25 protein-coding genes are annotated in these 22,449 nt (G+C 63.9%); 4 read left to right on the top strand and 21 right to left on the bottom strand.

Translation table 11 applies throughout. The annotated features are described in order from the left end of the window. The first annotated feature begins 31 nt into the window (after nucleotides 1–31). From ACE37B_RS11645 to ACE37B_RS11655, 3 genes are all read left to right on the top strand, one after another. On the top strand, nucleotides 32–784 hold the full coding sequence (locus ACE37B_RS11645) for a DUF1971 domain-containing protein (protein WP_409923479.1): 753 nt from the start codon (nucleotides 32–34) through the stop codon (nucleotides 782–784). Nucleotides 785–828: 44 nt separating this feature from the next. Then, nucleotides 829–1,125, top strand: a complete 297-nt coding sequence (locus ACE37B_RS11650) for a hypothetical protein (protein WP_348479351.1) — start codon at nucleotides 829–831, stop codon at nucleotides 1,123–1,125. A gap of 121 nt (nucleotides 1,126–1,246) precedes the next feature. Then, on the top strand, nucleotides 1,247–1,561 hold the full coding sequence (locus ACE37B_RS11655; RefSeq protein WP_348479350.1) for a hypothetical protein: 315 nt from the start codon (nucleotides 1,247–1,249) through the stop codon (nucleotides 1,559–1,561). A gap of 168 nt (nucleotides 1,562–1,729) precedes the next feature. Here the strand turns inward: ACE37B_RS11655 and ACE37B_RS11660 are convergent, their stop codons facing one another. From ACE37B_RS11660 to ACE37B_RS11680, 5 genes are all read right to left on the bottom strand, one after another. After that, nucleotides 1,730–3,010 (bottom strand): IS256 family transposase, encoded by a 1,281-nt coding sequence (locus ACE37B_RS11660; RefSeq protein ID WP_409923480.1) that lies wholly within the window; start codon nucleotides 3,008–3,010, stop codon nucleotides 1,730–1,732. Nucleotides 3,011–3,400: 390 nt separating this feature from the next. Further along, nucleotides 3,401–3,817: a MarR family winged helix-turn-helix transcriptional regulator gene (locus ACE37B_RS11665; protein WP_409923481.1), complete on the bottom strand. Its 417-nt coding sequence runs from the start codon at nucleotides 3,815–3,817 to the stop codon at nucleotides 3,401–3,403. Beyond that, nucleotides 3,814–5,073, bottom strand: a complete 1,260-nt coding sequence (locus tag ACE37B_RS11670; RefSeq protein WP_409923482.1) for a chloride channel protein — start codon at nucleotides 5,071–5,073, stop codon at nucleotides 3,814–3,816. Before ACE37B_RS11670 ends, ACE37B_RS11665 begins: the two co-directional genes overlap by 4 nt. A 214-nt stretch (nucleotides 5,074–5,287) precedes the next feature. Further along, a complete protein-coding gene (locus ACE37B_RS11675; protein WP_409923483.1) occupies nucleotides 5,288–5,995 on the bottom strand; it encodes an HPP family protein in 708 nt (235 codons plus the stop codon). Between the two features lie 370 nt (nucleotides 5,996–6,365). Next, entirely contained in the window at nucleotides 6,366–7,307 is a 942-nt protein-coding gene (locus tag ACE37B_RS11680) for a GlxA family transcriptional regulator (protein WP_409923484.1), read from the bottom strand. 104 nt (nucleotides 7,308–7,411) lie between these two features. On the opposite strand from ACE37B_RS11680, the gene ACE37B_RS11685 reads away from it, so the two are divergent. Continuing rightward, nucleotides 7,412–7,723, top strand: coding sequence for a putative quinol monooxygenase (locus ACE37B_RS11685; protein WP_409923485.1), 312 nt, complete (start codon nucleotides 7,412–7,414; stop codon nucleotides 7,721–7,723). A 221-nt stretch (nucleotides 7,724–7,944) separates the two neighbouring features. Here ACE37B_RS11685 and ACE37B_RS11690 read toward each other — a convergent pair whose 3' ends face one another. From ACE37B_RS11690 to ACE37B_RS11765, 16 genes are all read right to left on the bottom strand, one after another. Beyond that, on the bottom strand, nucleotides 7,945–9,246 hold the full coding sequence (locus ACE37B_RS11690) for a tyrosine-type recombinase/integrase (RefSeq protein WP_409923486.1): 1,302 nt from the start codon (nucleotides 9,244–9,246) through the stop codon (nucleotides 7,945–7,947). Next, complete coding sequence (locus tag ACE37B_RS11695) at nucleotides 9,243–10,286, bottom strand: tyrosine-type recombinase/integrase (RefSeq protein ID WP_409923487.1); 1,044 nt, start codon at nucleotides 10,284–10,286, stop codon at nucleotides 9,243–9,245. The genes ACE37B_RS11690 and ACE37B_RS11695 overlap by 4 nt, the downstream gene beginning before the upstream one ends. Before the next feature lie 202 nt (nucleotides 10,287–10,488). Beyond that, on the bottom strand, nucleotides 10,489–13,584 hold the full coding sequence (locus ACE37B_RS11700) for a LysM peptidoglycan-binding domain-containing protein (protein WP_409923488.1): 3,096 nt from the start codon (nucleotides 13,582–13,584) through the stop codon (nucleotides 10,489–10,491). Beyond that, nucleotides 13,581–14,441 (bottom strand): hypothetical protein, encoded by an 861-nt coding sequence (locus ACE37B_RS11705; RefSeq protein WP_409923489.1) that lies wholly within the window; start codon nucleotides 14,439–14,441, stop codon nucleotides 13,581–13,583. The genes ACE37B_RS11700 and ACE37B_RS11705 overlap by 4 nt, the downstream gene beginning before the upstream one ends. Nucleotides 14,442–14,482: 41 nt before the next feature. Beyond that, a complete protein-coding gene (locus ACE37B_RS11710) occupies nucleotides 14,483–14,911 on the bottom strand; it encodes a hypothetical protein (RefSeq protein ID WP_409923490.1) in 429 nt (142 codons plus the stop codon). Between the two features lie 13 nt (nucleotides 14,912–14,924). Further along, a complete protein-coding gene (locus ACE37B_RS11715; protein WP_409923491.1) occupies nucleotides 14,925–15,095 on the bottom strand; it encodes a hypothetical protein in 171 nt (56 codons plus the stop codon). 55 nt (nucleotides 15,096–15,150) lie between these two features. After that, nucleotides 15,151–15,585 carry a pilus assembly protein TadG-related protein gene (locus ACE37B_RS11720; RefSeq protein WP_409923492.1) on the bottom strand — a complete coding sequence of 145 codons (435 nt, stop codon included), beginning with the start codon at nucleotides 15,583–15,585 and terminating at the stop codon, nucleotides 15,151–15,153. Further along, nucleotides 15,582–15,995, bottom strand: a complete 414-nt coding sequence (locus ACE37B_RS11725) for a hypothetical protein (RefSeq protein WP_409923493.1) — start codon at nucleotides 15,993–15,995, stop codon at nucleotides 15,582–15,584. The genes ACE37B_RS11720 and ACE37B_RS11725 overlap by 4 nt, the downstream gene beginning before the upstream one ends. Next, on the bottom strand, nucleotides 15,992–16,372 hold the full coding sequence (locus ACE37B_RS11730) for a hypothetical protein (protein WP_409923494.1): 381 nt from the start codon (nucleotides 16,370–16,372) through the stop codon (nucleotides 15,992–15,994). Before ACE37B_RS11730 ends, ACE37B_RS11725 begins: the two co-directional genes overlap by 4 nt. A 9-nt stretch (nucleotides 16,373–16,381) precedes the next feature. Then, nucleotides 16,382–16,606: a hypothetical protein gene (locus tag ACE37B_RS11735; protein ID WP_409923495.1), complete on the bottom strand. Its 225-nt coding sequence runs from the start codon at nucleotides 16,604–16,606 to the stop codon at nucleotides 16,382–16,384. Between the two features lie 24 nt (nucleotides 16,607–16,630). Beyond that, nucleotides 16,631–17,527, bottom strand: a complete 897-nt coding sequence (locus ACE37B_RS11740) for a type II secretion system F family protein (RefSeq protein ID WP_409923496.1) — start codon at nucleotides 17,525–17,527, stop codon at nucleotides 16,631–16,633. Next, on the bottom strand, nucleotides 17,524–18,417 hold the full coding sequence (locus ACE37B_RS11745; RefSeq protein WP_409923497.1) for a type II secretion system F family protein: 894 nt from the start codon (nucleotides 18,415–18,417) through the stop codon (nucleotides 17,524–17,526). Before ACE37B_RS11745 ends, ACE37B_RS11740 begins: the two co-directional genes overlap by 4 nt. After that, nucleotides 18,414–19,721, bottom strand: a complete 1,308-nt coding sequence (locus ACE37B_RS11750) for an ATPase, T2SS/T4P/T4SS family (protein ID WP_409923498.1) — start codon at nucleotides 19,719–19,721, stop codon at nucleotides 18,414–18,416. The genes ACE37B_RS11745 and ACE37B_RS11750 overlap by 4 nt, the downstream gene beginning before the upstream one ends. Further along, on the bottom strand, nucleotides 19,718–20,887 hold the full coding sequence (locus ACE37B_RS11755; protein WP_409923499.1) for a hypothetical protein: 1,170 nt from the start codon (nucleotides 20,885–20,887) through the stop codon (nucleotides 19,718–19,720). The genes ACE37B_RS11750 and ACE37B_RS11755 overlap by 4 nt, the downstream gene beginning before the upstream one ends. Continuing rightward, nucleotides 20,887–21,549, bottom strand: coding sequence for an SAF domain-containing protein (locus ACE37B_RS11760; protein ID WP_409923500.1), 663 nt, complete (start codon nucleotides 21,547–21,549; stop codon nucleotides 20,887–20,889). The genes ACE37B_RS11755 and ACE37B_RS11760 overlap by 1 nt, the downstream gene beginning before the upstream one ends. Nucleotides 21,550–21,811: 262 nt before the next feature. Beyond that, complete coding sequence (locus ACE37B_RS11765) at nucleotides 21,812–22,162, bottom strand: hypothetical protein (protein WP_409923501.1); 351 nt, start codon at nucleotides 22,160–22,162, stop codon at nucleotides 21,812–21,814. Nucleotides 22,163–22,449 lie beyond the last annotated feature (287 nt).

The following is a 22,449-nucleotide window of genomic DNA, read 5'->3' on the forward strand; positions in this document are numbered from 1 at the left end:
AGAGACCCCAACGACACATGGATGGACATCGATGAACGAACCAACACTTCCATCGGAACTCGTCGCAGCTCGACGCACCCCGTTGTTCAACGTCGAATCCCTGCCCGATCAGCTCGCCGAGTCGCATCGCACGACGGTCTGGGCGCAGTTGTTCGTCCAGTCCGGCACCGTCCACTACACCGATCACGAGGGCGACACCCCACGCGACGTCGGCCTCGGGCCCGGCGACACCGCCGTGATCGAGCCCGGCATCGAGCACCGAGTCGAACCCGCGACCGACGCCACGTTCTTCATCCAGTTCTACCGAGCCCCCGACGCGCCGATGGTGCCCGGTTCGGTTGCAGTCGACTCACGGCGCCGCTCGGGGCCGTGGGAGCACCGCCACCGCGACCTGGACACGACCGAGGAGGTCCACGAGATGGTCACACGCCAGTACGTCGATGTGGTCCAGGACGAACTCCTCGAGCCGTACTTCGACTTCGAACCCGGCTTCATCGACTGGCAAGCCCACATCGAGTCCGTCACCGACCACTGGTGTCACGTGCTGCTCTACGCTCCCGGCTACGAGATCGATGTGATCGAGGCGCACCGAACACTTCACGACGCCGATCCGTTCACCCCGGAACTCTTCGATCGTTGGCTCGAGATCTTCCATGACGCCGTCGACGGCGGATGGACCGGCCCGCACGCTGAGCACGCGAAGAAGCGGGCGACCGGTATGGCCTGGGCCATGGCCCAGCGATTCCTCGGCAAAGGAACCTGGCGACCCGCGCAACACCGCTGAACCAACCGAACCCTTCAACCGATCGCACCGAAGGAACACGACTCGTGCTCACCTACGTCACCGCCGACATCAACTGTCCCAGCTGCTTCAATCAGGTCATCGAGACGATCACGGCAACACCCGGGGTCCACGCCGTCGACCCCCACGTCGTCGACGGCTGTATCGCCATCACCCACGACCTCGACGAAAGCGTCCTGCTCACCACGATCACCACGATCGGCCACACCCTCGACATTGCCCCGAACGGCGAGATCACCATGGGCCAAGCCCACGCCACCACCGTTCACATCTGCGAAGCCCACCAACCCGGACACGCTGGCAGATCGACCGAGGAGCAGTGACGGACCAGTACTGGGGACCCGAGACCAGCAAGGCGATCGCCAACTTCCCACCCAATGCACAACAGATCGCCGCGGGGAACGATTGCACGGTGAACGAACAGACGAGCGGTACGGTCGAGACATGACCGAAGGTGGCGCGATGGAGACCCTGAGTCAGGCAACCACCCGTCTTGCGCTCGGCGGCTACGTCGAGGACTACCGCGCCCATGACGGACGCCTCGTCTGTGGACAGTGTTCGACGAGCCACAATCCCGCGGAACTGACCATCGATGCGATCGTCCGTTTCGAGGGCGACAGCAACCCTGACGACGAAGCCATCGTCTACGCGCTTGACGCCGGCTGCGGACACCGAGGGCTCTACATCTCCGCATACGGATCCGGGGCCACCGCCGACGACATCGCCGTCGTCGCTGCGCTACCAGATCTCAAACACTGAAGTCCCAAACGACCATCGCGCATTGCGCAGCCGCATCTCAGAGCTGATTTCCTCAGCCTTTGGTGCGCCTCATCCGGGTTCTCCTTCCAAGTGTCGTGAGGTCTGGGACTGTCAGACGATTGGTGTAACTGGTCTGGCGGTGCATGTTGGTTGTTGGGATCGTAGGCCTCAGAAGAGGCGGCCTTCGAAGGTGATGGCGAAGGCGTTGAGGGCGGGCTTCCAGCGGTTCATCCAGCGCTCTTGGCCGGTGCCGGTCGGGTCGAGCGAACGCACGACCATGTAGAGGCATTTCATCGCGGCCTGCTCGTTCGGGAAGTGTCCTCTCGCTCGGGTCGCCCGCCGGAACCGAGCGTTCAACGACTCGATCGCGTTCGTATCAGTCGAGTAGATGACCCGGCGGATCTCGGGCGAGTAGTCCAGGAACGGCACGAACTCGGACCACGCATTCGACCACAGGGTGCGGATCGCCGGATATTGCTCGCCCCATTTGTCGTGGAACTCATCGAGGCGGACCTGGGCGTCGGCTTCGTTGACGGCGGTGTAGACCGGTCGCAGATCGCGGGCCATCTTGTCCCAGTCGCGCCGTGAGGCGAGCCGGAACGTGTTGCGGATCAGGTGCAGCACACAGGTCTGCACGACCGCCAACGGCCAGGTCGCTTCGATCGATTCCGGCAGGCCTTTGAGTCCGTCGCACACGACAATGCAGGCGTCGTCGACGCCACGGTTCTTGATCTCGGTGAGCACCTGCAACCAGTATTTGGCGCCCTCGCCGCCCGTTCCGATCCAGATTCCGAGGATGTCGCGTTGACCGTCAACAGTCACGCCGATCGCGGTGTAGACGGGCCGGTTGGCGACTTGGCCGTCGCGGATCTTCACGACGATCGCGTCGATGAAGATCACCGGATACACGCGGTCGAGAGGCCGGTTCTGCCACTCGGCCAAGTCGTCGAGGACCCGGTCGGTGATCTTCGAGATCGTCTCGCGGCTCACGTCGGTCCCATACGTCTCAGCCAGATGCGCTTGGACCTCACCCGTCGTTAGGCCCTTCGCGGTGAGCGAGATCACCATCGAGTCCACCCCGTTCAGCCGGCGCTGCCGCTTCTTCACCGTGGCTGGTTCGAAGCTGCTGTCACGATCACGAGGCACGTCGATATTGACCGGGCCGATCTCGGTGATCACCGTCTTCGAACGGGTCCCGTTCCGCGAGTTGCCGTGGTTGCGGCCGGCCGAGTCGTGCTTGGTGTAGCCGAGATGCTCATCCATCTCGACCCCCAACCCGGTCTCGAGGATCTGCTTGGTGAGATCACCCAGCAACCCTCCCGGGCCGACCAGATCGACCCCTTCCGATCGGGCCCGCGCGACGAGCTCCTCCGCGATCGACTGATCAAGCCGACCGTCATCGTTGTTGTTGGTGGGCGATGTCGCCACCACCACATCATGGTCTGTCATTGTCTGTCCTTCCGGCCGAACCACGACGGTTCAGCGTTTCAGGCCAGACCAGTTACACCGCGGATCTGACAGTCCCTGAGGTCTCGTTCTCATCCGCTGGCGACAGAAGCGACGACGACGTGAGCGGAGACGACGAGTTCGCTCCTTTGGTCGGCGTAGAAAATCGTGTTCGATCCGACGATTCGCAGCGGTGGAGGATGCTGGTCGACTTCTACCGGACAGTCCCTGCCAGCACGGTGCTTCACCGCCTTCATCAGGACCGTCGGGCATGTCTTCATGATGGCCAGCACGTCTGGATCCGCTGCACCGGCGAGCGTCAGCGGTTGGGGCGTGACGCTCTGGGCTTTGCCGTCGGGACGTGCAGATCCTTACGTCGAGCGATCCGGGCGGTCAGTTGAGTTGGTCGAGGATCGCCGCGAGTTCGGTGCGGAAGGTGCGCAACTCGCTCCGGTGAAGGACGGAAAGTGAGTCCAGGAGTGATTGGCCGTGTTCGGTGAGTGTCAACAGTGTGCGGCGAGCATCGCCAGGGTCGATTCGGCGTTCCACGTACCCGTTCGCCTCGGCGCGATCGATCAACCCGCCCACGGAGTGGAGTCGGAGCTGTAGGGCCTCGGCGAGTTCGCTCGTCGACGGCTGCCGCCCTGAGGCCGATCCGCGGATCGCGAGGAGGAGTTGGTGCTGGGCCGGGGTGATGTCGTGATCTCGGGCAGCGCCCTCGGAGAACGCGAGGAACCGCCGGAGCGCATGGCGGAACTCGGCAAGTGACCGGTAGTCGTCGTCGGTCAGAGGCGTGTCGGGATCGGTCATGTGCTATTCGCTCCGAGGTCGCTGTCCGTGGTCTCGTAGGCGTCGAAGCGGCGTCGCTGGTTCTCGATCAGGGCAATCGGTGAGGTCAGCACCAGACTCGTCAGCGCCCCGATGATCGTGACCGGTCCGAGCGCGAGGCCGGACATCTCGGTGACAACGAGAGTCGACCCGATCGGCGTTTTCGTCACAGCAACGTTGGCGGCAACCATCGTGGCGGCCACGAACATCCACGTGTGATCGATCGCCAGCCAATCTGCCGCCGCCCACCCCAGCGTGTAGCCGGTGAAGAACAGCGGGATGATGAACCCGCCCCGCCACCCGGTGACCAATGCGACTGCGGCAGCAGCGAGCTTGACGATGCCTGCGAGCAGAAGCGTTGTCGTGAGAGGTGCGGACGAAACCAGTTCGAGAATTTGGACCTCGCCATTGGTGAGCGCGTACGGGCTCACCAGAGCGAGCGCGCCGAGCACAACCCCGCCCACAACAGGGCGAGCAGATACAGGAATCAACGACACCACTCGATGGAGCAGATCCACCAGCACCGTGAACACAACTCCGATCGCTGCGCCAAGCACGCCTGCGAGCACCGCCCACAACAGGTCGACTCCCGCAACCAGATCCGAACCCGGCAGGTTCCAGATGGGTTCGAGCCCGTGACCACCCAACACGGTGGAGAGAGCGAACCCGCACACGGAGCCGATCGCTGCGGGTACGAGCGCTTCGTAATACTCGAGTCCACGACGATGCGGGATCTCCAATGCGAACACAGCTGCGCCGAGCGGCGCTCCGAACAGTACGGCGAATCCGGCGGCCATCCCGGTGATGGCGAGTACCCGGAGATCAGCGGCGTCCACCTTCGAGCGACGGGCGACCCGCGTTGCCAACGTGCCCGTCATCGTGACCAGCGGAGCTTCGGGACCAAGCGTCCCCCCGGCGCCAATGCACAACAGAGACACTGGAATCAGCGACCGCAACCGGCCGTCGGTGTCGCGACCATCCGCACCCGACTCTTCGATGTCGCCATCGGTCATTCCCGAGACATGAATGTTGCCGACCAACAGATCGACATCAGCGGGTCGGCCCAACAGCTTGATCAGCACGCTCACCGCCACGCCGGTGACTGCGAGTACCGCGATCTGACCGACGCTCGTCCACCGGCCAGTCCCGATGCGCTCCGACACGACGTGGAGAACCCACAGATACACCGCCCCGGCTGCGCCGCCACCGAAACCCATCGCCACAATCAGTGCCACCATCCGGGACCTGATCCCGAAGAAGTCGTTCAGCCGGTCGCGCGGAAGAGTACCCAACACCGTCGATAGATCGTAACACGATCTATTTGAGATCGTGGCTCGGGGCTCGGAAGACCCGACGTCCTGACCTCATCAAATTCGTCCCACACCACCGGGCGGCGACCCCCAGATTGCGTGACAACTCGTGGAAACCCACGGCTGAGGCGAGCAGTGGCCGTCAGCGTGCTGTGGGGCGCGGTGCGGAAATCCCCACCTGGTCTTCCTCCACCGGATCGCTGAGAAGGGCGACGAGGCGCACGAGATCGGTCTCGGTGATGTCGACGAACGAATCAATCGAGCGCAGCGCAGCCAGCACATCGGCGTGTGAAGGGCCTCCTGCGACCGACCCCGGCGAGGGCTTGTTGGCCGCCGCCGGGTAACGACGCCAAGCGAACATGGCGTTGAACGCAACAGCGAGCATCACCATGGCCACGGCGTTGAGCAGAACTGGCCGGACAACGAACTGAAACCCCAGGTCGTACACCGCAGGGCCGCCCACGACTGCTGTCAGCGCCGTAGCTCCGCCGGGCGGGTGGATGCATTTCAGCACGTGCATCGCGCCGATCGCTGCGCCGACAGCAACGGCTGCGGCGAGCTCGATCGATCCGATCATCTCCGCTGCCGTCACGCCGATCAACGCCGACGTGACGTGACCTGCCACGACCGGCCAAGGTTGCGACAACTGTCCGTGGGGCACGGCGAAAAGCAGCACGGCACTCGCGCCCATCGACGCGATCACCATCGACGCGCCATGCAGATCGAGCGCGTCGCGCGTGATCAACATCAGAATGCCGATGGCAACGAAACCGCCGAGGCCCGATACGGCCTTCTCCTTCGTGCTGACCTCGTCGACCTCGACGCCGAGCCACCTCATCCACGTCGCCACGATCGGCGAGGCTACAACGGCATCCAGAAAACGCCGGAAGGACCCGCAAACTGACCGCACCAGCCACCACGCCCTCGAAAACACGCATATCTACGCTCGACCCAAGAGTCGTGGACCGATCGAGAACGGCACTTCGCGCTTGGCTGCGGTCGCTCAGTATCGCGCGTCCTCGATCCGGCCTTCGTGGGCAGTCCCGGCGAGTGTTCCGCCGAACAGTCGGTGGCAGCTACAGACGCCGTGGGCGGGCATGGCCCGTGCTGCAGGCGTGTCGAGTGGTCAAGCCACGGGCGTTGCATGGGCATCGATGCGAAGTGCTGGGATCTGGTTCCAACCGGGCGGTACAACACCGGCTACATGCATGTTGCTGGACTCAGGAACGGCGTCGTTCCCTGCGCAAGAGGGAGCGGAGTGTCTCGGCGTTCGCGTAGCCGACCCGCAGCGCGATCTCGGCGGAGTTGAGGTCGGTGGTTGCCGAGAGATGCCGAGCCCGTTCGATGCGAAGACGTTGGACGAAGCCCAGCGGAGTGAGGTTGAGCGCCGAACGAACTCGTCGTTCGAGGGTGCGCCGGCTGGTGCCGAGCGACTGCGCGACGAACGCGACGTCGAGCGGTTCGTCAAGGCGGGCGCGCACGAAGCGTTCGAACTCGACGACGATCGGGTCATCGTGGCGGAGGTGGTCGTAGGCGACGAAGGCCGCCTGCGACGGGCGCTCGTCGATGAGGAGCAGCTTGGCGACGTGCTGGGCCAGGTCGGGGCTGACCGTTCGCACGAGTGAGAGTGCGAGGTCGATGTGGGCGAAGGCCGCGCCGGCGGTGACGAGGTTTCCGTCGACCACGACCATGGTGTCGAGATCGAGGTCGACGGTCGGATAGCGCTTTCGGAACTCCGGCCCCAGGAACCAGCTGGTCGTCGCCCGCCGATGGTGCATACGTCCGGTCTCGGCGACGGTGAACACACCGGTACACGCCGCCGCGATCTGGGTGGTCGCGTCGTCGAGACGCTCGAGTGACTCGATGACCGACCGGGCACCTCGGCTCTGCAAGGCGTCGTTGGTGGCGGCGGCGGTGAGGGTTCCAAGCGCAGGGACGACGACCACGTCGAAGTCGCCGGACTCCGACAGCGGGTGGTCCACCGACAGGGTCATCGATGTCGTCGTGGCCACCCGCCGCTTCGGTCCGACGATGGCGAGCTCGATCGGGTCGATACGCGGATCGACATCGCCGCGGGCTCCGTCAGCCACCCGCACGATGTCGATCACCGACGCGACCGCCGAACCAAAGCAACCGTCGAGAACGATCAGTCCGATCCGCATGGCGTGAACGGTAGCAATACCGTCGTATACGCCACTCGCCATCGGCCCTGGACCGTCGTACGTTGGACTTGTCACACCAGCAACCCCGAACCGAGGAGACCACCATGTCCACACCCGCATCACTCCCGTACGCCTTCGTCGCCAAGATCGTCGCGGCCGACGGCCAGCACGACGCGCTCGGCGATCTGCTCGCAGGCGCCGTCGAACTCGCCAACGAAGAGGAAGGCACCATGGTCTGGTTCGCGGTCAGGACCCACCCCGACACCTTCTGGATCTTCGACGCGTTTGCCGACGAGGCCGCACGCGACGCCCACGCCAACGGCGCCATCGTCGAAGCCCTGATGGCGAACCAGCAGCTCCTCGGCGCAGAGCCCGAGATCATGCCGGCCGACGTCCTCGCTTCCAAACTCCCGTAGCCCTCCACCGCTCGAGGCGGTCGAGCCCCGCCGAACGGCAGGGCCGATCGAGCGGAAATGACCGCTCGATCGCACGCATGCACTTGCGTCAAACGCGTCTCGAACGTGCCGTTCGAATGCACGCATAACGTTCACCGCCGGCCCCCGCCGAGACCACTCGATAGCGGCACTTATGTGGGTAATCGGTGTCAAGGGGAATCTGAGATTTCTGGCGGTTGAGGTCACGGCTGCTCGGTGCGGGCGCGTTCGAGGAGCGTGTCGAACAGGTCGACTCGGTGGTGCTGGTCGCGTTCGGCGGCATGGTCGCGTTGGGTTTCGAGGACCGGAACGAACGACGTGTTGGTCGAGAAGTAGGCGCAGGATTCGCAGATCGATTCGAACTGGCAGTCGAGCTGGGAGGGCCGGTTGCAGTGGCCGTTGCCGAGCAGTTTCTGGTCGAACTCGGCAGCGAGGTGCGCCATCGCGGCGGTGCCGCCTGGCGCTGATCTGAGCCCGTTCGGTTTGGTGTAGAGGGCGTCGACTTCGCTGGTGACGCGGTCGTAGGCGTCGGCGACGGTGCGGTCCGCGATGCGCGCGTAGACGAGCGTCATCCGCAACGTCTTGTGGCCGAGCATGGCTGCGATTGCTTCGAGGCTCATCCCGCGGTTGATGGCCTGAGTCGCGAGCGTGTGGCGGAGTTGGTGGGGGTGGACGTGGCCGATTCCGGCGGCCTTGGCGACGCGTCGGACCATGCGCGAAACGATGTGCCTGTCGAGGCGGCGTCCGTTGAACACGATGAGTCGGTCGAGGTCGTCGGACCGGCTCCGGGCGTGGTGGTCGAGTTGCTCGACGAGTTGTGGGTGGAGTGGGACGTAGCGGTCGTTGTGTAGTTTGCCGATCGGGACGCGCAGCCAGTGGCGGCCGCTCATCTCGACGACGGCGTCGGCGGTGAGTTCGCAGAACTCGCCGACTCGCAGGCCAGTTCGGGCGAGCATCTCGATCACCAACCGTCGGACCGGATCAGCGTCGGCCGCCGCGCGCATCAGCTTCGCGGCGTCGGGATCGGACAGGAATTTGGGGAGTGGGTCGTCGGGTGTGGGGAGGTCTCCGTTGAAGATCAACACCCGTTTGGGGGCGTCTGGGTAGTCCCATTCCGACACGCGTTCGAAGAACGTTCGCAGCGTGCCGAGCGTGATCCTGATCGTCGTTGGTGACAGTGTGCGCCCGGTGTCGTTCTGGCTGAGCCGGGTGCCGAGGTGACGTTTGAACCCCTCGACATGCACGCGCTCGACGTCGACAAGGCGAACGATCTCCGGGAACTCGCCGGTCACGAAACCGGCGAACTGGCGCAGCATGCGATCCGCGGCGCGCACGCTCGCGGGACGAAGCGAAACCGCGATCTGAGCGAGGTAGCGCTGCATCGTCCCAGCGAGAACGGGTGCAACAGCGGCGATCTCGGGCCAGTCGATGTGTCGAGCCCGTGGCCTTCCCGGCCCGACAGTGACCTCGCCCGCCGCGACAACGTGGGCGACTGCGGCGCTCATTTGCCGATCCCGTCGGCTGCGGCGAGGAACATGTCGGCGTCGATCAACGCAGACGCTTTGTCGTATTCCTCGGCGAGCCAGCCGTTCGCGAGGTGAATGTAGAGGCGGGTCGTGTCGAGCGATCGGTGACCGGCCTGAGCCTGCAACGCCTCCAACTCCATCCCGGCTTCGCGCAGTCGGGTGAAGCACGTGTGGCGAAGTTCGTGGCACGTGACCCGCCGGACGCCGGAGCGTTGGCGGACCGACTTGAACACCTGGCCGAGCCCGTCGTCGGAGAGTGGCCGTCCGCGCCGTTGGCCTTTCAACACAACGAACAACCGGTCCGTGTTCGAGTCGGTCGGGCGCTCCGCTCGGAGGTAGTCGCCGACCGTCGCGAAGAACCTCGCCGAGATCGGGATCTGTCGTTGGTGACCGCCCTTGCCCTCGACAATGAACACCTGTCGACGTGCTCCGTCCAAGTCTGCGAGGCGCAGACCGAGGACCTCGCAGCGGCGTAGTCCGCCGAGCACCATTGCTTCGATCATCGCCCGATCCCGCCACCTTCGACACGCTTCGAGCAGCGCGTCGACCTCGCTCGGCTCCGCCACACGCGGCAACGTTCGCGGTGTTCGGATCAACGGCACACCGCGCTGGCCGCGATCACGAGAGCGCCGTGTCGACAGGCCGCGCGGGACCGGGTTCTGATCGACGTCACCGCGCACGATCAGGTAGGAGAACATCGATGACAACGACGACAGGCGGCGTTGGATCGTGCGCGCCGACAACCCCGACTCGCCATCAACCAGTCGCACGACCGTGTCGTCACCCGACGCGCGTTGGGCGGTGATGAACGCCAACACATCCGCCGTTGTCACCTCGGCCGGCTCGACCGGAACGAGCGTGAAGAACACCTTCAGATCGAACCCGGCAGCGAGCACCGTGTTCGGCCGGCACCTCACTGAAAGGAACTCGAGATACCGGTCGACGACCGGGTGACCGAGGCGAACCTCGACCCCTCCGTCGGCGCGATCGGCGCGTTGAAATTCAGGTGACCAAGACATGGGATGGGTTCCTTTCGAGCCCCGGCGGGGCAGTCACCCAGAGTCCCTCACCACCACTGAAAGCGGCGAGGATTACCCACATATCCTCACATCTTCCGCACCCCGATGCGCTCATAATGCCAACCGGCTGAGCGTCAAGGGGCACCAGCTGTCGCCGGTGATTCGCTTCTGACCAACTGACCAACTGACCAAGCAGGCGCTCTCAGGGCGTCGCGAGGGAATCTTCGTCACGGAGGTAGGCGAGCAGCTTCTCTCGCGCAGCGTCGACGGAGGCGACGAGGTCGTCGTCGCCGCATGCCTCGGCGTACTCCTCTTCTTTCTGACGGAAGGGGAACTCCGAAACCGGGTTGTCGAGAACTTGACCGGCTGCGGCAGTCGTCCGAGCAACCAGCGCGAAGTCGTCGACCTCGACCGCCAAGTCGATCAGCATGAGTGCGTAGTTAGTGATGACCGTGGTCATTGCAACCACGACGCCTTCGCTCTGCGGCCAGCCGTCGAAACCCTTCTGTGCTCGGAACAGTGGGCCTTCCATCAAGTCCAGGCCAGCCGAGAGCACCCTGCGCGCGTCGTTGGAACCCAGCTCGTGAGCGCTGTGTAAACGGTGCTCGAGCAGGTCAACATCGCTGACCACCAATCGGCTCAGCTCAAAGAACCGGGCCGCCGGGCCGGTTGCCGGCAGAAGGTCCTCGCCGTTCGAGCCGACTCCGAGTCGACGGCGCAACGTGGACACGCGGTTCTCGACGGTCTTGCGCTCGCGATTCGGCGCAATGGCTTCATGGACCAATCCGAGGTCGACCGAGGCATGGCCTCGCAGGCACGCAAGCACACCGAGCAGCTCGGTGTCGTTGGCGCTGAGGTCGATGCCCTCGGTCCGAACGTTGCCCATGACCCGGAGCAGAACGTCGAACGTTGGAGCCACGTACTCGAACTCGGGCACTTCATCGTCGACGTCGATCTCGTCAGCCAGTTCCACATCAGCGACATCGAGCGGCTCCACTTCGACGCTGTGATCTGCGGCTGCTTCCGTCTCGGCAAGCATCACGGACATGATCTGCGACGGCTTCATCGGCTCGCTCTCGGCGTTGAGCGCATGATCCAACATCACTGCAGCTTCTGCCGCAGCTTGCAGCGACACCATTGGTGCGGTCAGTGCCACGTGCGACCACACGGCCTTCGATGCGTCATCGATGACGATCTGCTCGTTCGCATTCGCATGACCGCCGACCACGACGACCGCAACGCCCATCGACGGCACGCAGATGTCGACCAACTCGTCCAACAGAACCCGATCGCAGTCGGCGACCGAGCCGGCGTTCACGATGAAGACGATCGGATCGTGGCGTCCGTCGTCCTCGGCCAGTTCAGACCGGGCCGACACCATCGAGGCCGCGCCGGACGCGGCCATTGCATCGACGTGCTCGCGCGTTGTTCGAACTGCACGTTGCAGCGTCGTGTCCTGCCACACCCGGTCACACACCTCGGTCCCGTCGACGTGGAGCCCGATCAGGCACAGATCCATCGGGACACCCAAGGGGTAGGTGGCCAACTCGAGCGCCATCGACCGGGCGAGGCCCATGGCAGCGTCGGTGTCACCGCTGATCGCAACACTCGCAGCCGTCTCCAAGTCCAACAGCACTTCCTGGTCGCCGTCGTCGTCGCTGCGCCTGCCAATCGTGACCAACGCTGGCGTCAACAACTGCCGCGACGCCACCGGGTCATCGTCGAACCGATGAGTCCACGAGTGGGAGCCATCGATCGTCGACCAACCCTTCGGCGGCAGCGGAGCGGGTGAAGCGAACAGCACCTCGACTCGGTCTTCTCCGATCTGCACAGCGCGCACGGCAGGCGGATCTGACTGCTCAGCGGCATACGGCGTCAGGCTCTGCATGAGACCACGCAATGTCGTCAGATGGGCAATCGACTCAGGGGATCGCGTGATGGCCAGCTCGGTCCCCGATGCCACCGATGGCGGATCAGTGATCCGCTCGCCGGGCCCCAACCGGGCCAAGCGACGTAGACGGAACCGGCGGACCGCCAGACCGAGACCGGCGAGCAGTAGCGAACCGGCAGCGACATTGGCCCACACTGACCGGTGCCACTCGTTGACAACATCGGCACCGTCAATCGCTACCTCGCCAGACCTCGAAACAACGACGGCGGGGGTCACCGAAGTAGCAGGGACATCGGTCGGCACCGGTGCAAGCGGACTATCCGTAGGCGGTGGGAACGACCTGGACTCGACCTCGGACGCATCGACCTCAGCCTCGGCGACCGGCTCCACGACATCCACCGCAACAGCCTCAAAGTCTTCGACAGGCGCATCCCCGAACTCGGGGATCACCTCATCGACGACGTCTGGAACCTCGATCGGCGCGCGCGGCGCAGGCGGTGTCACCTGGTCGGTGATCAGCATTCCGTCTTCGTCCATGGGTGGCAGAACCAGTTGCATGCCAATCGCGATTTCGCTTGGGTTGTCCAGCTGATTGAGTTCCGAGACCGTCCACACCATGTCGGCGTTCACAGCCCCGTACTGCACCTCGATGATCTCCCACAGCGTGTCGCCTCGAGCCGTCGTGTAGGTCGTCCACGAGGCATCGGTCGCAACCGGAGGTGGCGGGGTTTGCGAGCCCAATGGGGGGAACTTCAGCTGCTGCCCAGGAAAGATCAGGTTCGCGTCAGCAAGGTCGTTGACGTCAGCCAGCCAGTCCACTGTCGTCCGGTCGGTTACCTCGCCGTACTGGACGCGAGCGAGCTTCACCAGCGTGTCGCCGCGCTTCACGGTCACTACGACGACGTCGGCGTCCTCGACGCCTGAGACCGCGCCTTCTACGTCGATCGTCGACTGTTCACTCGTCGAGTCGATCGACTGTGCCGTCGTGTTCGTGGGGACAGATCCGGTTGCGCTCACAAGACCGCCCGCAGACAGCGACACCAACGACGCCGTCATTGCGGTCGCTGCCGACGCTTCAACCAGCCGCTTGCGAATGATCGGCACCGCGCACGCATGGCTCGTCCTCGACAAGAGTCGCGACACCGACACCAGACGTGCCGCTGCTGCGGCCTCGCTTGCCAAGACGAGCAGCGACACAGCGACGACGTAGCCGGCCAGCACGATGCCGATCCATCTTGCGACCTCGACGAACGCGTCGATTGGTTCGGTCCCGTCCAGCCAGGTCCCGACTTGCGGGAAATCGAGTGGGCTGATCGACCACCGGCCTGCCACGACGAATGCCGCGAGGAACGCTGCGCTCACCGCCAGCCAGATCAGCGCTCGTGTGAAGCTCCGTGACTCGTTCATTCCGACAGCACTCCAACGAACTCGTCAACGTCATAGTCGATCGCCGGCGACGGAAAATCGAGCGGCCCGAGCGGGAAGGTCTCGGCCGGGAAACCGTCATAAGTCAGAGTCCACGTGCCAGCCCACGTCGAGACGAATTCGACTGCGTACGTCCCCTTCGTCTGCGGTTGCCATGTCACCGCTGGATCCTCTTCGGACCCGCAGGCGGTTCGCTGGAATCCATCCTCGGCGGTGCCTCCGATGTTCCAGGCCATACCGACCGGATCGACGGTCGCTGCTGCGGTCCAGCCTCGCAACGTCAGCCCGACCGGTGTCTGGCCGGGGTCGGCGCACCAGAACCAGGTGTCGAGTCCGGTGATCCCGCCGAACGCGACACGAGGGTTCAGCTCCGTCTCGAATGTCAACACCGGTTCGGCCGCATTCCGGAACTCCTCCTCGGTCGGCGGGGGTGGTGGCGGATCCGGCACAGGGTCGCCCGGGTACACGCACACGAAGTCGAAGATCACGGTTTCGTTGGTGTCGATCCGTATCAGGATGATGTTGTAGTAGACGCCGAGCTCCGTCGTTGTCGTCTCTGTGCCATCGGCAGCGACTGATGTAGACGTCCGAGGAGTGCAGAAGAAGTCGACGAATGCAGGTCCTGGACCGCCGCGAGCGTCCGTGGTTCCCCAGGAGTACCGCTCCCAACGGAACACAACCGATCCGGTTCCAATGTTGACGGTCGTGTCGCCGGCGTCTGGCCCTTCAATCGTGATTTCGATCCGACACTTCTTGACCTTGGTGATCGGGTCGATGACGCACACAGCGTCTTGCGCCTGCGCGGGACTCGCGACTCCGCCGATCACTGTCGCGAGCACCAACGAGAGGCAGGTGACTGCTAGCCCAAGAGTCCTTCGGCTCATTGCTGCGTCACGATCCGCCACGGCAAACCAGGCTCGTTGTTCCGCACCAAGTTCATCTGCCCGTCGACTGGGTCGTTCGGGTTCTCGACGACCAGCTGTGTCACGACGTCGCCATTCGAATCAACGATGGCGCCCAGATTCTCGCCCACCGGAGCGATGGTGTAGCGGATCACGACTGCAGCTGATTCCTCGAGCGTTTCTTCGTCGAACCCGACGATCTCGAAGTCAGTGACGTCGTTCGCCGATTCGCCCTCTGTTCGTTCTCCTCTGTCGATGAAGTCACTCATCTGCGCTGTGTAGAGCTCTTCGCAGGGGCTCTCTACTGCGCAGATGCCCGGGATTGCATCGAGGTTCGGGTCGGCGTACATGGCAACGATCCGGCGACTGAGTTCTTCGATCACAAACTCGAAGTCGTCGAGCGCCACCTCTGTTGGTGCCTCACCAGTCGTCGTCGGGGCTTCCGTCGTGGGCGCGGCTGCGGTTGTCGTGGTTGTTGTCTCGGCGACCGTCGATGATGTCGCCGTCGTGGACGACGTGGTGGTGTTGGCCGTTGCGGTGATCGGCGGAGACGACGCCACGGTCGTGTCTGATGCTTCGCTTCCACTGCAAGCAACGACTGTCATCGCAGCGATTGCTCCGAGCAGTACAACTCGTTGGGGTTGGATCATGGGGAGTCCTCTCTCGGCGTGCCTGTTGCGGTCACGCGAATGATCAGTGGTCCGTCGCCTTGGTCGAAGATCGAAATGAAGCTGTCGTTGACTTGCGCTTCGAGCACCACGGTCACTTCGTCAGCTGTGGCGTCGACTGATGAGTTGGCGATGTCAATGTCGAGATTCTGATTCTCGATGCTCTGCAGTGCTCGCTCGCGGGCGAGCACTGGATCGAGTTGGAGCACTCCGGTGCTGCGGAAGACGTCTTCGTCGAGTGCTGTTGCACCGGCTTGGGCTGCTTGGTCGGCGGCTCCTGCGAGTCCGCGCCGTTCGCTGAAGGGGACGTAGATCGCGAGGACGAGGAAGCCGAGCATGCCGATCATCACGGTCAGGCCCATGATCCACACCGTTACTGAGCCTTTGTCGGTTGGGCGCGGTGCGTTGCTCATAGCGTGTCCAGGCTTCGGTAGTCGTCGATTCGCGCCGTGGATGAGGCGGACCAGTCCACGGCTCCGGTTGTCCCGATTCCGGGGATCACGATCGCTGGGACGACGACGGTGACGGTGACGGTGATCTCGCATCCCCGGCACCATTCGCCGGTGACCGACATCGTCAGGTCCTGGTCGAGGTTCGTTGCCGCCCGATCCACCGCTTGTTGGGCGGCCTCGACACCGCTGGCTGCGTCGGACGCTCCGACGATCAGCGTTGCTGCTTCTTTCGCCGACGATCGTGCGGCGGTTTGGGACTCGGGCCATTGCGGGATGAGAAGGACGAGCATCGAGATCGGAATCAGGATGAACGCGACACCGAGGACCAGTTCGATCTCTGCTGACCCTCGGTCGTGTTTCGCGTTGCTCATTGGTCTTCCTTGGCTGCCGAGGCCGAGAAGCTGCCGTTGTAGTTCGCGAGTGAGGAGAGCCATCCGTTGAAGCTCACGTCGGCAGTGACAATGATCGATGTTCCGGCATCTGCGCAAGTGACGGTGACACCGTCGCGCATTCCGGGGATGAGGTCATCCAGCACCTCATCGACTCGTGTCTGGCATGCCGACGGCCCGCCGATCGCTCCCGCTCTCGCGCCTTCGTCGAGGGCGGATTGCACGACGCTCTTGCCGTAGTAGTGCACGCTGATGTTGGCGAGCTGAATGAACAACAGGAGCGCGAACGACACGGCAATGACGACCGACACCGTGATGGTGCCGGCGTCATCGCCACGCTCTCTCTGTTGGTCGGTCATCGGGTTCGATCAGAGACCGACAGCTGAGCGGATTGATCCGACGACGTCCTGGCCGAAGACCTGCAGCAGGCCGACGATTGCGACGACCGCCACCACTGCGACGGCGATGTAGCTCATGACTTCGGCGAGTGCTTGGCCGCTGTCTTGATGCTTCGGCGTGTACTCCTGTTCATCGGTGCGCTGCAGGTCGAGCACCGTGTGGTCGGGGCGGCGGTTGCGGCGGGTGGGTTGCATGGTGTGCTCCTTGTTTGGTGTGGGCTATCGGTTGAAGATGATGGATGGGATCGGCGCGACGATGAACAGCAAGATGATCGGCGCCAGGATCATCGTGAGCGGTAGGACCATTGCGACGCGGCGGCGCGCCATGGACCGTCGGAGTTCTTGACGCCGTGAAGCGCGGAGCACTTCGGACAGTTGCATGAGTGCGTCGGCGTCGCCGCCGTCGTCCCAGCTTGCGCCGACGAGCCGGTACAGGCGAGCTGATTGAGGCTCCGAGGATTCTTGGGCGGTCCGTTCGAACACTTCGCGTGCAACGGACCCGGACCGGATCAGACTGACTGCACGACCGAGGTCTTGGGAGACTTCGCCGCTGCTGCGTCGAACGAGGCGTTCGACTGCGGGTTGCGGGTTGTCGCCGGTGCGCAGGTACATCGCCAGGATCTGGCACATCACGTGTGTTTCGGCGCTCAGCCGCTCGCTGCGGAGCCGGATTGCTCGGTCGATTCGGGACCGCCAGTTCGAGTAGCCGCCCACGCCGGCGATGATCACGAGCAAGAGCGAGCCGGTTGCCCCGAGGCTGACGAAGAGCGCCATGACCACGCCAAGGCCGACGCCGGCCGCGGTGAATGCGAGCTGCTGTCGGTGAGCGTCGTCGACAGTCAAGTCGGCCATGCCGGCCTGACGAAGTCGTTGCTCGTCGATGCCGCCCCCGATGAGCCGGGCGAATCCCTCGGCGAGCGTTGTGATCATTGGGCCCCACACGGTGCGGGGCCCTTGAGCGCGTTCGGGTATGACGGTTCCGAGCTGGCTGCGTGTGCGTTGGGCGTACGGCTCGATGCGATCAGCGAGTTGCACGCGACTGCGCACCAGGGACGTGGCGACCAATGCCGCACCGACTGCAGCGAGCAGCGCAGGAAGAACTGCTTGCCCGGTCATGTTGCTGCCTCGATTGATTCGTCGCGCGAGATGAGCACACGCGGTTCGTCGGGCACGGTGCCGATCTTGTTCATGATCTTCCAGCCGAATAGCGCCATCCCTGCGCCGATGCTGATGACAATCCATCCGAGTGGCGTCGAGTAGAAGTCGGCGAACTCGCTGTTGCGCGTGACGAGCCACATCAGCAGCAGGAACGGGATCGCCATCACCAGCACGGCTTGGGCCCGAATGTCGGTTTGGTTCGAAATGATCTCTTCGTGGACTTCGAGGTCCGACGTGACGTTGTCCGCAAGGGACTTGAGCACCTCCATGTAGATCTTCTCGCCCTGGCTCAACGCGACGTCGATCGACTCCAGCACCCGATCCGAAACCGGGTCGGCAAGATCAGCACGCGCCACGGCAAGCGCAGCTGAACGGTCGAGGACCGCAGAGTTCTTCGCATACCGACGCCACGTCGGCCGAAGCGGCTCCGGCCCGGTCTGCCCCAGTCGCTTGAGTGCGTCGTGCAGGCTCATCGACGACAGCGCGCTGAGCACGTCGCGGATTGCTTCGGGCCATGCAGCGATTCGCTCTGCGAGTTCGATCCGTCGGCGCCGTCGGTAGAACGCTCGCGGGACCCCCGACACGGCGATTGCGAACAGCACCGCGATCGGTGGCGTCCGCGTGATGAGCAGCATCAGGATGAACGTGGCGATCGTCGACCCGATGACGGTGAGGCGGTACCTGCTCGTACTGATCGCTACACCGCTTTGGAGCAGACGTTCTTGCAGCGTGGGGCGCTTCCTGCGTGTCGAGACACGGCGCGGTTTCGCGGGCTTGTTCCAGTCGATGATCACCGACACCAAGCAGTACGCCGCTGCTGCGGCGGACAGAGCAGCGAGCAGGATCACAGCAGCGTGTCCGTTCCCTCGCACAGGCCTTGGGCAGTGATGCCGCCTTGCATGTTGCGGTCGATCATCGGGCCCAACTCACCGAGCGACCCAACACCCTGAAACTCGAGCGGAGCGCCGAGGCGTTCACGCTTGAAGATCGGATTGAGAACAAAGTCGTCGTTGGCGTCCAAGAAGCTCGGCACCGCCGAGATCTCCATCACCTGACGGCGCATCCCCTTCTCCGGGTCGACGAGATGCAGCGGTTCGGCTTCGCAGAACACCGAGACGTCGATGAGGCTTGAGAAGCGCCGGGACACAGCAGAGCGCTCAAGGTTGTTGCCAGCAAGGATGGCCAAGTCGCTCAGGGCGCCCATCGCGAGCGTTGCGGACTCCGAATGTACGGTCGTGAAGAATCCGCAGCCGGCGTTGCTGGCACGAAGCAACTCCACTGCCTCGGAGCCCCTCACTTCGCTCACGCCCAGCCAGTTCGGACCGGCCGTGAGCGCCAGGTTGACCAGTGACCGAATGGACTCGTCGCCGTCCGGCACCCAGTCGCCACCCGGATGCGCCGGTGCGGTGAGTTCGCGTGCCTCCTGCACAATTCGCACGTTGTTCGACTGATGGATCTGGCGGATCATCGCGGCCAGCAACGTTGTCTTTCCCGACCCCGGCGCACCGGAGATGACAATGCCGGCACGGGTCAGCATCAACGATGCCAACAGGTTCGCAGCGACGAGTGTGAGCGAGTTCCAATCCACCAGCTGACGAAGCCGCGCAGTCTGTTCTCGGTAGACCCGGAACGTCGCATCGAGCATCGTTGCCACGTTCGGGATCGACACGGTCGCCCGTACCGAGTTGTCCCAGATCATCTTCGTGACGACCTGACGTGACGCGTCGACGCCGGTGTGCGCATCGGCGAGCAACCGCGTGACGATGGCGAGCATCTCTTCTTCACCGATCGGGTCAGCATCGACTTCGAGCACACCGTTTGTCGTGACGATCGACGTCACCCCTCCCTTCACGACGACCTCGTAGACCGGTACTTCGTGGTTGAAGTACTTCGTGAGCGGTCCTGCTTCGAGGAACGTCAGCTCCAATTGCCGGCGAAGCTCGCCCAGGTTGGCGTGAACCGGGAGAAGCCCGCGGTTGGCTTCCTCTTCGTACCGGTTGATCTCTGCCTGGATGGCGACACGAACCTGATCGTCTTTCGGTGTCGCGGAGTCGTCCGCTCCCTCTTCGGTCAGCCGGTCGAGGATCCGTTGACGGATGAATTCACGTGCTGTCATGCCGGCGGGGATGCCGCCGTCTTCGGTCGTCTTCATCGAATCGCCCCTTCTGTCCGCCAGGCAGATTCCATTGCGTCAGTGGCGTGGAAGCTGATGTCGACCATTGCCCGGCTGAATGGGCCACGTGGAACCAGTTCGGCATTCCACGCCGCCTTGCCAACTCGAGTATCGACCGGCAACGACCCCACGATCTGGATCCGATCACCGCACAGCGACTGCAAACGCTGAGCAATGTCGCTCACCACCTTCGTCGACTTCGCTGGCGCGTTCGAGATGACCGTCAGCACGGGTGCTTTCGGATTCGCGTGCACGAGCCAAGAAGCGAACCGAACGATTCCGACGGGCGATGCGTCGCACAGACCGAGTACGTGATCAGCTGTCGACAACAGTCTGCGGCTCACTGCGAAGCGAGGGACCCAGCCGTCCAAGTCCTCGACCATCGGGCCGGTGATCGCCACTGCGGAGTTCCAGTTGCGATCGCATTCGGCGAGCAGGCGGACACTGTCGTGCTCGCCCAGCTTGTTCCAGTCGTCACCCGACGGCAACCCACAGATCACGTCGAAATCGAACTGCGGGAGACCTGGCTGCGGTCCGCTGAGATGCGCTGCGGCCTCGCCGTTCGAGCTGACTGCGGCAGCAGCGGTCGCCACGTTCGGTACGTCGCGGTATCCGAGTCGCATCGCGAGATGCGGGTCGGTTTCGTTGAAGTCGATCAGGATGCTCGACCCATCATTCGACATCACTGCAGCGAGCGCGACGCCAACCTCGGTCGCGTCGGTGCCAATCGGCCCACCAACGACCAGAGCTGCGCGGCCTTGGAGAGGAGCAGCGTGAAAGTCGACCGGGTCGCCGAGGCCAACGTCCTTGGCTGCCGGGTCAACCGTTGCGATCTGCTGCATCATCCGCGTCGGTGTCGTCGAGGCATCCATGCGCAACTCGATGCCGAGCCCGATGGCCTCGTGCTCGGTGTCGATCGAGTCGTACACCCCGATGATCGGCAGCCCCTCAGCGTCACAGGCTGCGATGAAGTGTCGATCCACCCACGGGTCACCGACCCGCACACAGACGACACTCAAACCACGATCGGTCACGGCGCGCCGGTCGCGAACCAGCACGACCTGAACGTCAGCGACATGGTCGCTCGCGTAGCCCTTCAACCGAAGGCCCCAGTCCGACAAAGCAACACCGACCTGGCGGGCCATCACTCGCCGACTTCCGTGGGCGTCGCGGGGTCAACCGTTGTGTCGTTGAGCCCCGTCGAGCGAACGATCAGGAACTCGTCGGCCTCGATCACCTCGGCGAGTTGCAACGCGTCGTCGCTCGTCACTTCGATGGCGACCCACAACTCGTCGCGCGTCGCTGTCAATCCGCCGCTGTCACCACCGCCCGATGACCGATCGATCACTACCGCACCAGTCATGACATAGCTCGCCCCCTCATCGCGCGTATCAATGACGTCAATCTCGTCACCAACTTCGAGTTCGCCGCCGGTGAGACCCCACGACGAGATCGGGATAGCCATCGAGCGCCCGACCGGACGCGACGACCCTTCACCAATCGCAGACGCACCGATCGGCTCGCCAACTTCGAGTGTGCGTCCGGCAACGAGATCCTCGGCGAGCCGGTTCCGTCCGAGCAGGTCGTCCGAGAACGACACCGACGCGGGCATCTCGATGATGTCGACGTTGTCCGCTGAGATCACCGCGCCAGCCGGAATCCGTTCGGACGGAACGATGACTTCGACCATCTCACGACGATCGCTCAAGACCGCGATGACGCTGACGAACGCGAGCAGCAGGGCGAGCGTGCCGACGATCATCGTCAACGTGATCCGCTCGGACAACTTGCCGCGCCGTTTCGTCATCGCACGACGCCGACGCTTCACCGACGTCTTCGAAGGTGGAGCGGCACGACGCACGGGCTCAGCCGCTTCTGTCGGCGGCGGCGGAATCGATTCGGCCTCGATACTCACGTACGTCTGCCTTTCGTCGGGTTGCCCGCCCGCTTCAAACCACAACGTATGCTAATTAGCCATGACCCGCAAGGGGTCTCATCAATATTCGCTCTGACTGACCATTCTCGCTACCCACCGCTTGGCGGCTGGGCAACCGTGCTCCCACTTCGATTCACGAGTTGCTGGCGTCAACGCGCAGCGGTGGGTTCACCCGAATGATCGTTGGTCGATGCTGCGTGTTGCTTCGGTGCTGCTCGATCAAACCCACCTCGCTGAGGAGTTTGCGGTACTGCAGCCACCCCGCCCGACTCACCGAGAACATCACTGCGATCTCTTCGGCGGTGGCGGTGACCACACGGTCCTCGTCGAGGATCTGGAACAGGCCAACCCACAGCGCGAACGCACGCGCGCGTGTCGTCGCCGGATAGCCGTCAGCTGACTCCACCGTCGCCCACGCCGCGAAGAAATCCGTTCGCTCAGCCAACTCGTGTGGCACGGTGCGACCACTCGCTTCACCACTCATCGCCCCACGACCGTAGCCACACCCCGACGGATCAGCGCGCTTCGACGGCTCACAGCAGGCCGTGTTCTCACACAGCGGGCCGACCTGGCGGGCCAGGGCGTCGCTATCTCCTCATGCGTCGCTCGTGAGCCTGTTCAATTCCCAAGCGGTCGAGGTGGCGTCTGCAGGAACAACGCATCGTGGCGGTCGTGACGACTCGCGTGGGGTCCTCAGTCAGCGAGAGCATTCACGGTTGCAGTGAGCGTCCTGACCGCCGCACGCGCTTGGTGTCACGGGTTTCTGTGCAG

The organism is Ilumatobacter sp., assembly GCF_046290335.1.
Taxonomy (GTDB): domain Bacteria; phylum Actinomycetota; class Acidimicrobiia; order Acidimicrobiales; family Ilumatobacteraceae; genus Ilumatobacter_A.